Source organism: Ochrobactrum sp. PL_is483 (genome assembly GCF_055816855.1).
The window spans coordinates 192236-207304 of sequence record NZ_JBVPGS010000034.1 but is presented as its reverse complement, the minus strand read 5'-3'; the positions used below and the strand labels follow the sequence as shown (position 1 = coordinate 207304).

Here is a 15069-nt window from a genome sequence, read left to right as displayed (position 1 = left end):
CTTGCGTCCATTTCTGACGCCTGGAAAGACTTGCTCTGAAGCATTTCCTATTTACTTGAACATCGGGAGTGACTTGGAGCATTTCCAGCAAAAGTGTGAAACGGTTTTGCGTAGGATAATGCGATAAATACAAAGTGTCAGAGCAGTTCCATCAATCAGCCGCCGTTCACCAGCGCCAGAATGAGCTGGTGGACATTGCCGCCATTGCCCATCTCCACGCGGTCGAAGGCGCGGCCCTGGGCACGCTGCACGTCGACCATATCGGTGATTTCCTTGATCAGCACCTTGCGGATCTTCTGGCATTTCGGGTCGTCTGGAACTGACAGGCCCACGGTCCGGCGCACGATCTCGCGCGTCATGTCCTTGGCATGGTCGCCGTGCACAAGTTCATGCTTGCGGATGCCTTCATAGAAGGTTTCCCAATGTTCCTTCACCGGGGAAGCCAGTTTCTGCGAGGGCTTCGGCAGCGTATAGGTGATCTTAAGCTTTGGCGTGGCGGACAGGATCGTGCAGGCATTGTTGGAGCGGTCGAACTGCCGGTCCCAGGTCAGCACATAGCTGGTATGGGCGATGACGCGGGTCTTGCCGCCGCCGATCTTGGGGCCGCGCTCGCCGATGGATTCATAAAGTTCCGGGCCGGTTTTCCCGGCGATGGCGTAGAACTTGATTTCCTCGACGGGCTTCCAGTTGTCTTCGGCAAGCGCGGGTGCCGCCACCAGAATTCCAGATAATGCGAGTGCTGCCGCTTTATTCACGCTTGCCCCGATCCATCGATTTGCCGGATGATTTGCGCGCAAGCTACAATATCGGCAGGCGATGCGTAAGCGGTCTTGCCGCAAAAAGCCCGCCCCGGTTTCCCAAGGCGGGCTTTTTCAGATCACGGTGCTGATCTTACTTTTCGATGGTGCGGTTCCAGCGGCTGTTGAGCTGCTGGCGGCCTTCATTGACCGCATCCCAGTCGAGCGTCTTGGCGGTTTTCATGTAACCGTTGAAGGCGTCGAGCTTGGCCTGAGCTTCCGGCGAACCGGCCTTGGCCTTCTGGTTCGACGGGATGACATTGCCATGGTCGAGCGCCTTGCTCTGCGCGTCGGCGGAAAGCAGGTAATGCGCAAGCTTCTGGCTCAGTTCAGGCTCGCTGTTGCCTGCCAGCACGCATTCGGTCACGGCGAGGACGACGGAACCTTCCTTGGGCTGCGCATATTCAACCGGAATGCCCTTGTCCTTCAGGTTGTTCACGCCGGTCGGCGTCAGCGGGAAAATTGCCGCTTCGCCGGTCTGGACCATTTCCGAAATCTTGGCCGAAGACGGGATGAACTCCAGAACGTTCTTGCCGATCATGTCGGGGAACTTCTCGAAGCCCGGCTCAAGGTTCTTGTCGTCGCCGCCCTGAATGCGGTTGAACATCAGGAAGGCATGCAGGCCGAAAGTCGAGGCGGAAGCCGACTGGAAGACAACGGCATTCGCATATTTTTCGTCGGCAAAATCCATCCACGAGGTCGGGGCGGCCCAGCCCTTTTCGTCGAAAAGCTTCTTGTTATAGGCAATGCCGGTCATGCCCATATCGACGCCGATGGCCATGTCGTCCTTGAGGCGCGCGGCAGGCTGAATGTCGGCCAGAACCGGATCGTCGGAGATTTTCTGGCACAGGCCCGCATTGATCGCGCGCACCATGACGCCGTCGTCGAGCAGCATGACATGCATCTGCGGCTTGTCTTTCTGCGCGGTTGCCTTGGCGAGAATATCCGCCGAGGTGCCCGGCACGACAACGACCTTGACGTCATTGGCCTTTTCAAATTCCGGCAGGACATGCTCGGTATAGGCCTTCTCCATATTGCCGCCATTCATGCCGATATAGAGCGTCTTGGTTTCAGCCGATGCGGCCGAAGCGAAGGCTGCCGACAGGCCGAGCGCCAGCAGGGCGGTTTTGGTGATGTACTTCATGCTACTCCCCTTTGTGGTTTGAGTTCATATCGAACCGGTCGATGCGGAAGGCGTCGATCGGCGTTTCCGTCTCGCCCCTCACGGCGAGATCGCAAAGAATGGCGCCCACAGCCGGGCCGGTCTGGAAACCGGCGCCGCAAAAGCCGAAGGCGTGAAAGAGATTGTTGACCCGGCTGCTTGGCCCGATGACCGGATTGTCGTCCGGCATTTCCGATTCAGTGCCCGACCAGAAGCGGATAACCTGGGCATTTTTCAGATGCGGGAACAGTTCGATGGCGCGCAGCATCACCGAGGAAGCGGCATTGACCGAAGGCCGCGAGAAGTCCGGATTTTCAAGCGGCGTGCCGCGCCCGCCGCCCATGACGTAATTGCCGCGCGTGACCTGACGTCCATAGAAGCCGCCGCCTTCCTCGCCAAGGCTCATCGGCAGGCGAAACGGCATCGGCTCGGTAACGACCATCGACGGATAGATGCGCTGAAGCGGCACCGGCTCGCCGAACGAGGCCGCGAACCGGTCCGACCAGGCACCGGCGCAATTGAACAGCAGACGCGAGCGGATTTCGACACCGTCACCGGCCAGAATGGCAAAGCCGTCGCCGGTCTCCCGCGCTTCGATGACCGGCGTGTTTTCCAGAAGCGTCGCGCCAGCAGCCAGCGCCGCACGGGCAAAGGCAGGGGCAACCAGACGTGGATTGGCATGGCCGTCTTCCGCGCAGAGCGAGGCGCCCGCCACATCACCCGGAAGCCATGGAAAACGCTCGCGGATCGCATTGCCGCCGATCAGCTCCACATCGAGGCCGAGCGGCCTGACCGTGGCCGCATAAGCCTCAAGCTTGGCGAAATGCTCTTCGGTGCGGGCAAGCTTCAGATGGCCGCTGCGGATATATTCGCCATCGATGCCGATGAGTTCCGGCAGGCGCGCCCACAATGCGTGCGAACGCTGGGCAAGCGGCAGCTGCTCGGGCGCGCGGCCCTGCCTGCGCACGCCGCCATAATTGACGCCGCTGGCCTGCGCACCGCAAAAGCCCTTGTCGAGCAGGATGACCGACAATCCGGCCTGACGCATGAAAAGCGCTGCCGAACCGCCGACGATCCCACCGCCGATAATGACCGCATCGGCCTGAAGACGCCTTGTCATGACGAAACGTCCTCCCTCGTCGGAGCGCCGAAACCAAGCGGGATCGGCTTGACCGGGGCCTGAGCGCGGATGCGGCCTGTTTCGGCGGGCGTCTTGTCCTGCATCGCGGCCAGAAGTTCCGCCGCCGCCGCCGTGCACATGCGGCCCTGACAGCGCCCCATGCCGACGCGGGTCAGCGCCTTGAGCCGGTTGATCTCGCGCGCGTCGCCATCTCCAATGGCCGCCTGCGCGTCGCTAAGCGCGATTTCTTCGCAGCGGCACAGCGTCACGTCGCCAGCTATCGTGTCGAACCAGTCACGCGGGAACGGGAATGCCTTTTCGACGATCAGGCGCTCGCGATAGATATGATCGAGCCTTGCGAGAAGGCCGCGTTCCGCGCCCTCGTCAAACGGCAGGCCCCTGTCGCGCAGCAAGGCACTCGCGGCCAATGATCCGCGAATTTCAGCGGCATCAGCACCGGCAATGCCTGCGCCGTCGCCCGCCACATAGACGCCGATGCGGCTGGTGCGGCCAAGCCTGTCGGCAGCGGGAAGCCAGGCGCGGTCGCGTTCTTCGAAGCGGAAATCGCAACCGGCGAGATCGGCAAGCTGGGTTTCAGGACGCAAGGCAAACCCGTAAGCCAGCGCATCGCACTCAACCTCGCGCACACGATTGCCGGTGCGAAAGCGAATGCCGTCGACATGGCCCTCGCCCAGAACTTCGTCGGGACGCACATTATAATGGATCGGCACGCCGCCAAGCTTCAGGCGCAGGCCGTACCAAGCGCCGAGCGCCACGATGCGCGGGGCATAAAGCGCCAGATGCGCCAGATGAAATTTGGATGCGAAAGGAGCCGTGTCCAGCACCGCCACAACCTTGGCGCCTGCATGATGATACTGCCAGGCCACCAGATAAAGCAGCGGACCGGAACCCATGAACACCACCCGCTCGCCCACCGTGCAGCCTTGCGCTTTCAGCGCCGTCTGCGATGCGCCAAGGGTGTAGACGCCGGGCTTGGTCCAGCCCTTGAACGGCAGAACCCGGTCGGTCGCGCCCGTCGCCAGAATGAGATGGCTGTAGGGCAACTGGCCGTGAACGCCATCGGTCAAAAGGTCGAGCCGATTGGTTTCCCCGCGCGAAATATTCCACGCCAGCGTTTGCGGGCGATAATCGATTGCGCCGCGCAAGGCGTCGAAGCTCTTGTGCAGCGCTTCGGCCTTGTGCGCCTCCGACCCGTAACGGTTGCGATAGCTGCGCCCGTCATCGAGCGGCGGACGGCGATAGATCTGGCCGCCGGAACGAAAGCCTTCGTCAAGCACGATGGGCCTGAGGCCCGCCTTGACCAGCGTTTCGGCGGCGCGAACGCCTGCCGGACCAGCGCCAACGATAACCGGATCGAGTACCGCACTCATTTCACAGGCTCCGTCACAAAGGCCATGCCCTCTTCCAGAAGCGTGGTGCAGGCGCGAAGCTTGTGGCCCTCAGCGGTCATGACATGACAATCCTGACACGCACCGATCAGGCAGAAGCCCGCACGCGGCTCGCCCGTGAACTCGCTATGACGCAGCTTGCCCTGCACGGAGAGAATGGCCGTCAGCACGGTATCGCCGCGGCGTCCCTCGAAGCGCACGCCGTCGAGCGAGAAGCCGAGCGGCTGTTCGGCCAGCCGATACCGTCTGCGGAACTGAGCCGCCGAAGAAGAAACCGGGATGGTCATGATCTGCCTGCTCAGCCCTTGCCCACCAGCAGCCGGTCGAGACCGAACATGCGATCGATGATAATCATGGTTACGGTGGCAACGAGGATCATCAGGGCCGAAACCGCCGCCATCATCGGGTCGATGGATTCGCTTGCATACATATACATGCGCACCGGCAGCGTGACCGTGGATGGCGATGTGACGAAGATCGACATGGTGAGTTCGTCGAACGAATTGATGAAGGCAAGCAGCCACCCGCCCGACAGACCCGGCAGCAACAGTGGCAGGGTGATGCGGCGGAACACGGTCCATTCACCAGCGCCCAAAGTGCGCGCCGCATTTTCCGCATTGCGGTCCATGCTGCCGAGCGAGGCGAGGATCAGGCGCAGCGCATAGGGCGTCACGACAATCGAATGCGCCGCGACCAGCCAGACGAAGGAGCCGGTAAAGCCCATCAGCGAGAACAGGCGCAGGAAGGCCACACCCAGCACCAGATGCGGGATGATGAGCGGCGACAGGAAAAGCGCGTTCAGCGCATCGCGGCCACGGAAATTATATTGCGCAATCGCCAGTCCCGAAGACACGGCAAGAAGCGTGGAAATCGTTGCCGAGAAGAATGCGAGCTGCACGCTGTTATAGAACGACGCCATGAAATCATTATGCGCGAACACGGCTTCGAACCAGCGCAGCGACAGGCCCGCATTCGGGCCGCTCCACGGCATGGTCAGCGTGTTTTCCGGCGTGAAGGCCACAAGGCACACCACAACCATCGGCGCCAGCATGAAGATGACGATCAGCGTGTGGAAGAAAAGGGCAAAGGGACCGTTCTTGACCATGGCTTTATCCCAGCTTCTTCTTGGCCTGCCCTTCGAGCAGACGGTTATAGGCAATCATGATCACGAGATTGGCGACCAGAACGATGATGGCGATGGCAGCGCCAAGCGGCCAGTTCAGCTCGATCAGGAACTCGTCATAGACGACGGTTGCCGCCATCTTGAGACGGCGCCCGCCAAGCAGGCCCGGAATGGCAAACGAGCTGGCCGAAAGCGCAAACACGATGAGGCTGCCCGACAGGATGCCAAGCACCGCCTGCGGAAACACCACGCGGCGCAATGCCGTCAGACGCGATGCGCCAAGCGTCAGCGCTGCGGCTTCCACCGACGGATCGAGCTTTTGCAGCACGGTCCAGACCGGAATCACCATGAATGGCAGCATGATGTGCACCAGACCGATGACGATGGCCGTTTCGCTGTAGAGGATTTGCGTCGTCGGCAGGCCCACCATGTCGAGCGCGCTGTTCACGAGGCCGTTGCGGCCCAGCAGCATGCTCCAGCCGAATGTGCGCACCACGACCGAAACCAGAAGCGGCCCGATGATGACCAGCAGGAAGATCGAGCGCCATGGCTTGCGCATGTTAGAGAGAATATAGGCTTCCGGCACGCCGATCAGCACCGTGATGACGGTGGTGATGAGCGCGAGCTTGAGCGTGCGCCAGAAGATCGAGAGGTAATAGGGGTCTTTCAGGACCTGCACATAATTGGCAAGCGTGTAGACGTTCTCGATGCCCTTGTCATAGCTGTAGCTGTTGAATGACAGCAGCACGGTAAGGCCGAGCGGCAGCAGCACCAGCGCGAAGAACAAAAGCGTCGATGGCCCGACCAGAAAGAGCGGCGTCAGATCGCGCCTGTGTTTTGGCGTAGGCGTTATATCCTGTGAGGTGACGGCCGACATGCTCAGTTCACCCCTGCGGTGAGGATGCGGCAATCCTCATGGTTCCAGCTAAGGCCGACCGATGTGCCTTCGGATGGCGGCGGGTTGCCGAGATTGGGAAGCGCCACCGAAAGCTGGCCCGCAGGCGTCGTCACGCCGAGCAGCCACTGCGCGCCCATGAAATAGCGCGTCGTCACTTCACCGGCGATATGCCCCTCGCCCGCTGCCACGAGCTGCACTTTTTCTGGGCGGATGAAGACGGAAAGCTCGCCCGAGACCTGCCTGCCACTGGCGGGAAAGCGGATCGCGGTTTCGGCCAGCGCGATCATGTCGCCTTCGGCGCGCGCCTTGAGGAAGTTCGACTTGCCGACGAAATTGGAAATGAAGTGGTTATGCGGGTGCTCATAGAGCTTGTAGGGCGCATCGACCTGCGTGATGACGCCCTTTTCCATGACGACGATGCGGTCGCTGATCGACAGCGCTTCTGCCTGGTCATGCGTGACCATGATGGTGGTGATGCCGACGGTGCGCTGGATGCGGCGCAGCTCAAACTGCATTTCCTCGCGCAATTGCGCATCGAGATTGGACAGCGGCTCGTCGAGCAGCAGCACCGGCGGATTGATGACCAGCGCGCGGGCAATGGCCACGCGCTGGCGCTGGCCGCCCGACATTTCACGCGGATAACGGTCGGCAAGCGCGCCCAGATGCACCAGTTCCAGCACGTCGCGCACGCGCTTTTCGCGCTCTGCTTTCGGCACATTGCGCATTTCAAGGCCGAAGCTCACATTCTGCGCCACCGTCATATGCGGAAACAGCGCATAGCTCTGGAAGACGACGCCAAGCTCGCGCTTGGCGGGCGCAAGGCGCGTGATCTCGCGCCCGTCGAGCGTGATCGTGCCCGCCGTCGGCGTCACCAGACCGGCGATCATCTGCAAGGTCGTGGTCTTGCCGCAGCCGGAAGGGCCGAGAAGCGAAATGAACTCGCCCTTTTCAATCGCCAAGTTGAAATTGTCGACAGCCGCGAACTTGCCATAGTGGCGCGAAATTCCGGACAGGGTCAAAAAGCTCATTGCGTCTCCCTCTCGGCTTGACTTCCGCGGAATGATGCGGGGGAGCGGAAGCGCCGTGATGTTGTTTCACGTCGCCTCTTCGTCGGGCTGGCTGGCGGGAGCGGCTGACCGCGCTTGAAGCGCTGATCCGACTTGTCCGTTTGAACGCATGACCGTCCGGCCGCTTACGCAGCCGCAGCGTTCCCCTTGATTACAAGTAAAACCGCCGATCCGCTTGCGGGCACTTCTCCAATGCCTTGCCGGACCTTCCCATTGGCGACGGTTTTAGATGGCGGAAAAATCCGCTGGAATGCAAATTATAATTTTCAAATCCGGAAGAAATTATATATTTCTTTCAAAATGCAGAATTTGGAAGCAATTTTATGGATGATATATCTGAGAATCCGAAATCCGGCGCCGCGCTTAACTCAAGTCTGGTGAAGGCAATCCATATTTTGAAGGGTCTCGCCGCCAGCACGGATGACGGCGTGCGGCTCATCGATCTGGCGCGCGACCTCGAACTCAGCCAGCCATCGGCGCATCGCCTGCTGAAGACGCTGATCGCCGAAAACCTTGTCGAACAGCTTCCCGACAAGAAGGCCTATCGCCTGTCGCTGGAGTTTTTTGCGATGGCGGCGCAGGCGCGCCAGCGCGACGGCATATTGAGCATTGCCCGCCCGTCGCTGCTGCGGCTGTCGACCACGTTCAACGACACGGTCTTCCTGCTCGTGCGCAGCAATTTCGATGCGGTCTGCCTCGACCGCGTGGAAGGGCCGTTTCCGATCCGCTCCTTTACCGGCGATATTGGCGGCAAGGTGCCGCTCGGCATCGGTCAGGGCAGCCTTGCCATTCTCGCCTTCCTGCCGGAAGAAGAGCGCGAGGCGATCATCCGCTTCAACATGCCCCGCATTCTCGATAAATCCGCAGTGGACGAGGTTGACCTGCGCATCATGATTGCGGAAGTGCGCGAAACGGGCGCGGCGACCTTCAATTTCAACATGATCGACGGCATGGCGGGCCTCGGCGTCCCCATCCTCAACCGTGATGGCGAGGCAGTGGCAGCGCTCAGCATCGGCACGCTTGCCGCGCGCCTCACCGAAAAGCGCCAGCAGACGGTGACGGAACTTCTGCGCAAGGAAGCCGCAATCATCTCGCAGCGGCTCAACCCGTTCGACCCGACCCTGCGGCACCCAAATCAGGCTTTGTTGAAATAAGCGATGGCTTTATGAGCATTTCCAGCAAAAGTGTGAAACGGTTTTGCGTTGCGATAATGCGATGAAACAAATGGTTGTGCGCAACAGACTTGCTTTGTCCACAGCGGGCAAAAAGTTTGACGATTGACTCGCACCCGCCGTCAGCGTTTGATCGCTCCCCAGGTGTGGGGGTTCTGTGGGTGGAGGCAAATTATCCAAAGCAGAAAATCCATCTCTATAACGCTACAGCATTGGAGTTCTGTTGTGATCAAATCCACCAGACGGGGAATAATCAGCCTTGCCTTTGCCCTTGCCGCATCGACGGCGATGGGCACATTCGCCACCACGGCGGCACAGGCCCAGGACAAGATCCTGCTCATCATCAATGGCGCGCTCGGCGACAAGTCGTTCTTCGACAGCGCCGCCAAGGGCATGAAGATGATCAAGGACAAATATGGCGACGACGTCGAGACCAAGATTCTCGAAATCGGCGACGATCCGACCAAATGGGAGCCGGTGTTCCTCGATGCGTCCGAACAGGACTGGGACCTGATTATCGGCGGCACCTACCAGATGTCGGAAACCGTTGGCTCGGTCGCCCAGCAATATCCGGACAAGAAATACATCCTCTATGATGCAAGCGTGCCTTATGAAGAAGGCGGCTACGACAATGTCTACTCCATCCAGTACAAGCAGAACGAAGGCTCTTATCTGGGCGGCATGCTGGCGGCTTCGCTGCTGAAGGACGGCAAGCTCGGCGATACCGGCAAGAACCTCGGCTTCCTCGGCGGCATGGACATTCCGGTCATCAACGACTTCCTCGTCGGCTATATCGCCGGTGCGCAAGCCGTCCTGCCCGACGCCAAGATCGCCATTTCCTATGCCGGGTCCTTCATGGATGCCGCCAAGGGCAAGGAGCTTGGCCTCGCGCAGTATCGCTCCGATGTCGCGCTCGGCTTCGTCGTCGCCTCGCAGACCGGCCTCGGCCAGCTTTCCGCTGCCAAGGAAACCGGCAAATATGTGCTGGGCGTCGATTCCGACCAGGAAGCGATCTTCAAGGACAGCGACCCGGCCATTGCCAAGCAGGTTGTCAGCTCCGTTCTGAAGAATGTCGATGTCAGCCTCCTGCAAGCCTATGAGCGCTTCAAGGCAGGCGACCTGCCGTTCGGCAAGGCCGAAGCGCTCGGCCTCAAGGAAGGCGCTGTCGGCATCGTGCAGGACGGCAACATGGCTTCCATGGCCACGCAGGAAATGAAGGACGCCATCAAGAAGGCTTCCGACGAGATTTCCGAGGGCAAGATCACGGTTCCGACCGCGTTCGGCATGAGCACCGAGGATCTCAACGCGACCCGCAACAAGGTTCGTCCCTGATCGTGGAAAATCCAGCTGAAAATATTGAAGGCGGCGATGCTATCGTCGCCTTCCGCCCAATCGTCGCTTTCCGCGATGTGAGCAAGGTCTATCCGAACGGCACTGAGGCGCTTCGCGATGTGTCGTTTTCGATCCGCGCCGGTTCCATCCACGCCATTTGCGGCGAGAACGGCGCTGGCAAATCCACGCTCATGAAAATCCTGTTCGGCATCGAAAATGCCACGGCGGGTGAAATCGTTGTCGATGGCAAGCATATCGCCGCATGGTCGCCGGAAGACGCCGCCGCACAAGGCATCGGCATGGTGCACCAGCATTTTTCGCTCGTGCCGACCCTGACCGTTACCGAAAACATCATTCTCGGTCATGAACCGGTGAAGGCAGGCCTGATCGACCGCGCGGGCGCGCGCAAAATGGTCGAGGCGCTGATGCAGCAATATGACCTGCACGCCGACCCGGACGCGATCACGGGCGCGCTTTCCGTCGCCGCCCAGCAGAAGGTTGAAATCCTCAAGGCGCTGGCGCGCCGCACAAGGCTTCTCATCCTCGATGAGCCGACCGCCGTTCTCTCGCCGCCGGAGATCGAGGAGCTGATGCGCAAGCTGAAATCGCTGCGCGACGAAGGCATTACCATCCTCTTCATTTCCCACAAGCTGAATGAAGTGCGCGAGCTGGCCGAAAGCGTGACCGTATTGCGCGCCGGTGCCGTCGCGGGCACGGAAAAGCTTGCCGACGTGCCGGACGACGCCATCATGCAGATGGTGATGGGCCACGCGGTCGACATTCCCCAACGCGCCCACAAGCACGGCGCGATGAAAACCGTTCTCGACATGAAGGGCGTCACGACGAAAGCCGCCGATCCGGCAGACCGCATCAAGGATGTGGACCTGACCGTTGGCGCGGGTGAGATCGTCGGCGTTGCCGGTGTCGATGGCAGCGGCCAGCGCGGCCTCGTATCCGTGCTTTCCGGCCTTGCGGAAGCGGCCAGCGGCACGATCAGCCTCAACGGCGTGGACATGCTGCGCGCCGACACGGCAAACTGGCGCAAGCAGGGGCTTGCTCATCTGCCGGCGGACCGCTTTTCGCAAGGCGGCGCACCCGGCCTGTCCCTGGCCGAAAACGCCATAGCCGGAGCCGGATCGATTACCGCTGACCGGCAAATATTCCGGGGGCCTTTCCTGCGCTGGAACGCCATCAAGGCGCGCGTCAGCGGCATGATAAGGCAATATTCGGTGCGCGCGGGCGCGATTACCGAGCGGCTCGATTCCCTTTCCGGCGGCAATGCGCAAAAGCTCATCGCCGCGCGCGAGCTTGCCACCAATCCGAAATTCCTGATCGCCGACCAGCCGACGCGCGGCATCGACGTTTCGGCGGCAGCCTTCCTGCATCGGCGCATCGACGAAGTGGCGCAAGGCGGCTGCGCCGTGCTGCTTATCAGCGCCGATCTCGACGAATTGCTGCGTTTGAGCGATCGTATCGTCGTTTTCTTCAATGGACGCATCGTCGCTGTTCTGGAAAACGGACCAGACATAACACCAGCCGTCCTCGGACCGTATATGCTGGGGACACGTATATAATGCGCAGACTGATTTCCTATCTCATTCCATTCTTCCTGACCGTGCTGGTGATCGGCGTCATCATGGCCGTTCTGCTTGTGCCGCTGGCGCTGATGCAGGACAACCCGGCAGGCGTTCTCAAAACCTTCTTCCTCGGACCGTTCGGCAGCATTCGCCATATGGGCAATATGGTGGAGGCGGCAACGCCGATCATGCTGACCGGCCTTGCGATCACCATCATGTTCCGCTCCGGCCTGTTCAATCTGGGCGCGGAAAGCGGCTTCTTCCTCGGCGCGCTCGGCGCGGTGGCGGGTGCCGTTCTGCTCCCTTCGCTCGGCTGGTTCTCGCTGCCGGTGGCGATCCTTTGCGGTGCGGTGGCGGGCAGTTTCGCCTGCACCATTCCGGCAGCGCTGCGGCTTCGCTTCGGCGCATCGGAAATGGTGACCTCGCTCGTCCTCAACTATGCCTTCCTGTTTCTCGGCCTCTTCGTCCTCAACTATGTCATCCGCGATCCGGCTGCGGGCGGGATGATGTCGCTCAAGATTCCGGCGGATGCCAAGCTCGACCGCCTTCTGGCCGGTACACGCCTCAACAGCGGTTCGATCATTGCAATCCTTGCCTGCATCGCTGGCGGCATCTGGCTTTACTGGACGCGCTCCGGCCTCAATATCCGTATCGCAGGCTCAAGCCCCGGCTTTGCCAATCATCTCGGCCTGCCGCTGAAACGCATCATCATGCGCGCCCAGATCGTCGGCGGACTGGTGGCGGGCATGGCGGGGGCGCTGGAAGTTCTGGGCCTTCATGCCCGCTTTGCCTGGCTCGATCTGCCGGGTTATGGCTGGACCGGCCTCGTCGTCGCCATTCTGGCGCGCGAAAACCCGTTCCTGCTCGTTCCGTCCGCACTTTTCCTTGGTTTCGTGCAGGTGGGCGGCGATCTTCTGGCCCGCAACATGAACATCCCGACCGAAGTGGTGGGGCTTGTAACCGCCGCCATCATGGTGGGCGCGACGGCAAGCGTCATTCACAATCATCCGACCGTCCTGCGGCTGATCCGCAACCTTCGCAATCGCGATGGAGAACAAGCCGCAGTGCAGCCGGGAGTACAGGCATGAGCACCGTTCTCGCACAGATTTTCGACCCGCATTTCATCGGCACGATCCTGCGCGTGGCGACGCCATTGCTGCTGGCAGCACTCGGCGTGATGATTTCCGACCGCGCGGGCGTGCTCAATATCGGCATGGAAGGCATGATGCTGGTCGCGGCCCTCATCGCCGTTCTGGCCAGTGCCGCGACGGGAAGCCCGGCCATCGGCCTTTTGGCGGCGCTTGTCGTCGGCGCGCTTCTCGGCTTGCTCATGTCGCTTTCGGTCAACCGGCTTGGCACCGACCTCATCATGACCGGCATCGCGCTCAACATCGCGGCTGCTGCGGCAACCACGCTCGGGCTTTATCTGGCAACGGGCGACAAGGGCATGTCGGGCGCGCTCAAAAGCGGCGCGCTGCCAAGCCTTGCCGTGCCTTTCATCGGCAATATCCATGTGCTCACCTTCGCGGCCCTTCTGGCCGTCCCGGCGGTCAGCCTCCTGATGATGCGCACGCGCTTCGGCCTGCATCTGCGCGCCACCGGCGTCGATCCGAAATCGGCGCGCGCCGCCGGTATCCATACAGGCCGCGTGCAGATGATGGCGCTTGTCCTGTCCGGTCTCTTCGGCGGCGCGGCGGGTGCCTATCTGTCGCTCGGCTATGTCACCTGGTTTGCCCAGAACATGACCGCCGGTCGCGGCTTCATCGCCATTGCGGCGGAAGTCATGGGACAGGGCACCGCATGGGGAACGCTCGTGGCGAGCCTGGTTCTGGCGGCGGCGGAAGGTTTCGCCATCACGCTGCAAAGCCTTGGCCTGCCTTTCGAGCTGATGCAGATGATCCCCTATCTCGTCCCGGTCGTCGTGCTGACGATCCATGCGGCGCGGCGCCAGCGGCGCGCCAAGCAACTGAAAAACTCCTGAAATGAGCCTGAAACGAGAATGAAATGAAAGCCTGGGAACTGACGCGCGACCTGCTGCGCGACACAAAGCCTGTCATACGCACGGCGGAAGAACAGACATGGGATGCAAGCGCCGTCATGAAGGCGCAGGACGATCTCATGGCCATGTTCTGGAAAAGCAATGTGCCGGGATCGGCAGCGCCCGAGTGCCTGATGGCAGGCGCACTGCAGTCGCTGGAAAACAAGGGCTTTGTCCTTGCGCCTTATGAAGAACTGCTGCGCGACGGGCTGGCAGCACTTGGAAAAGGCGATTTTGAAACCCTCTATCGCATCGACATGCGCCTGCGCGTCCTGATGCGCGCGGCACAACCCGACCCCGACCATCCGTCGCAAAAGACGGTGCGCTATCGCTCATGGGAGGAATTCGACGCCGCCGTTCAATGGCCGGACGATGTGCTCTATGCCATCCAGTCCGATGATTTCCGCGACCGCACAGCCGCCGCATGGATGGCGCAGCTTGTCGGGGCTGCGGCTGGCACGGCGCTTGAAGGCTATACGGCGGAAAACATCATGGCGGTCTTCGGACCGATCCGCGATTATGTGCGCGAGCCCAACACCTATAATGACGACATCACCTTCGAGATCGCATTTCTCGAGGCCTTTGGCGACAAGGGTTCAGCGGTCACCAGCGCCGACATTGCCGAGCGCTGGACCTCGCTGATTCCGCTTGGCTGGTCGGCGGAGGCAATCGCGCTTTCCAACATGCGGCGCGGCCTTACCCCGCCTGAAACCGGCATTTGCGACAACCCGTTCGACGAATGGATCGGCGCGCAGATGCGCGGCACGATCTGCGGCATGGTCGTGCCGGGCCGCGCCCGCGAAGCTGCCCGCCTTGCCTTCATGGATGCGGAAATCTCCCATGCCGGAAACGGTATTCTGGGCGAAGTCTTCAACGCCGTCATGGCGGCGCGCGCCTTTGTGGTGAGCGACACGCGCGAATTGCTGGTTTCAACGGCAGCACTTTTCCCGGTCGAGACCGAGTATGGCGCGGTTCTGGCCTTTGCGCTCGACGCCTGCCGCTCTGCCGGGAACTGGCAGGAGGCATGGGCGAAATGCGATGCGGAATATGCCGAGTATAACTGGATTCATGTCTATCCGAATGCAGCCGCGCAGGTTATCGCGCTCTGGTTCGGCGAAGGCGACTTCGACCGCACGCTCGAAATCGTCTGCGGCATCGGCCACGACGTCGACTGCAATGCCGCGCAGATTCTAAGCATGATCGCTATCCAGCGCGGTTCCGGCATCATCGCCGAACGGTGGTCGAAGCCGCTTCTGGCCGACGACATCGTCACCTATATGCGCCGCCCGGCGAAAATCTCCTTCGACGCGCTTGTCGACCAGACGGTCGAAGCGGCGCGAAACGCCCTTTAAATCCCCTCATCAGGAAACCATC

14 protein-coding genes are annotated in these 15069 nt (G+C 61.1%); 6 read left to right on the top strand and 8 right to left on the bottom strand.

Annotated features, from left to right (window positions below):
• Nucleotides 1-155 precede the first annotated feature (155 nt).
• From AC0TNJ_RS11210 to AC0TNJ_RS11175, 8 genes are all read right to left on the bottom strand, one after another.
• Nucleotides 156-755, bottom strand: coding sequence for a DUF922 domain-containing Zn-dependent protease (locus AC0TNJ_RS11210; protein WP_473767804.1), 600 nt, complete (start codon nt 753-755; stop codon nt 156-158).
• A gap of 136 nt (nt 756-891) precedes the next feature.
• Nucleotides 892-1941, bottom strand: coding sequence for an ABC transporter substrate-binding protein (locus tag AC0TNJ_RS11205; protein ID WP_122000910.1), 1050 nt, complete (start codon nt 1939-1941; stop codon nt 892-894).
• A gap of 1 nt (nt 1942) precedes the next feature.
• Nucleotides 1943-3079: an NAD(P)/FAD-dependent oxidoreductase gene (locus AC0TNJ_RS11200; protein ID WP_473771164.1), complete on the bottom strand. Its 1137-nt coding sequence runs from the start codon at nt 3077-3079 to the stop codon at nt 1943-1945.
• Entirely contained in the window at nt 3076-4470 is a 1395-nt protein-coding gene (locus AC0TNJ_RS11195) for an FAD/NAD(P)-dependent oxidoreductase (protein ID WP_473771163.1), read from the bottom strand. Before AC0TNJ_RS11195 ends, AC0TNJ_RS11200 begins: the two co-directional genes overlap by 4 nt.
• A complete protein-coding gene (locus AC0TNJ_RS11190) occupies nt 4467-4775 on the bottom strand; it encodes a (2Fe-2S)-binding protein (protein ID WP_473771162.1) in 309 nt (102 codons plus the stop codon). Before AC0TNJ_RS11190 ends, AC0TNJ_RS11195 begins: the two co-directional genes overlap by 4 nt.
• Before the next feature lie 11 nt (nt 4776-4786).
• Entirely contained in the window at nt 4787-5593 is an 807-nt protein-coding gene (locus AC0TNJ_RS11185) for an ABC transporter permease (RefSeq protein WP_473771161.1), read from the bottom strand.
• A gap of 4 nt (nt 5594-5597) precedes the next feature.
• On the bottom strand, nt 5598-6488 hold the full coding sequence (locus AC0TNJ_RS11180; protein WP_473771160.1) for an ABC transporter permease: 891 nt from the start codon (nt 6486-6488) through the stop codon (nt 5598-5600).
• Nucleotides 6489-6490: 2 nt separating this feature from the next.
• Nucleotides 6491-7537, bottom strand: a complete 1047-nt coding sequence (locus AC0TNJ_RS11175) for an ABC transporter ATP-binding protein (RefSeq protein WP_473771159.1) — start codon at nt 7535-7537, stop codon at nt 6491-6493.
• Between the two features lie 362 nt (nt 7538-7899).
• Between AC0TNJ_RS11175 and AC0TNJ_RS11170 the strand changes: the two genes are divergently transcribed.
• The 6 genes from AC0TNJ_RS11170 to AC0TNJ_RS11145 all read left to right on the top strand — a co-directional run bounded on the left by AC0TNJ_RS11170 (nt 7900) and on the right by AC0TNJ_RS11145 (nt 15047).
• Nucleotides 7900-8730: an IclR family transcriptional regulator gene (locus AC0TNJ_RS11170; protein WP_122000905.1), complete on the top strand. Its 831-nt coding sequence runs from the start codon at nt 7900-7902 to the stop codon at nt 8728-8730.
• A gap of 243 nt (nt 8731-8973) precedes the next feature.
• Nucleotides 8974-10080 (top strand): BMP family ABC transporter substrate-binding protein, encoded by a 1107-nt coding sequence (locus AC0TNJ_RS11165; protein ID WP_473771158.1) that lies wholly within the window; start codon nt 8974-8976, stop codon nt 10078-10080.
• 2 nt (nt 10081-10082) lie between these two features.
• On the top strand, nt 10083-11654 hold the full coding sequence (locus tag AC0TNJ_RS11160; protein ID WP_473771157.1) for an ABC transporter ATP-binding protein: 1572 nt from the start codon (nt 10083-10085) through the stop codon (nt 11652-11654).
• Nucleotides 11654-12745, top strand: coding sequence for an ABC transporter permease (locus tag AC0TNJ_RS11155; protein WP_473771156.1), 1092 nt, complete (start codon nt 11654-11656; stop codon nt 12743-12745). The genes AC0TNJ_RS11160 and AC0TNJ_RS11155 overlap by 1 nt, the downstream gene beginning before the upstream one ends.
• Nucleotides 12742-13638 (top strand): ABC transporter permease, encoded by an 897-nt coding sequence (locus tag AC0TNJ_RS11150; protein ID WP_473767796.1) that lies wholly within the window; start codon nt 12742-12744, stop codon nt 13636-13638. The genes AC0TNJ_RS11155 and AC0TNJ_RS11150 overlap by 4 nt, the downstream gene beginning before the upstream one ends.
• 23 nt (nt 13639-13661) lie before the next feature.
• A complete protein-coding gene (locus AC0TNJ_RS11145) occupies nt 13662-15047 on the top strand; it encodes an ADP-ribosylglycohydrolase family protein (protein ID WP_473771155.1) in 1386 nt (461 codons plus the stop codon).
• Nucleotides 15048-15069 lie beyond the last annotated feature (22 nt).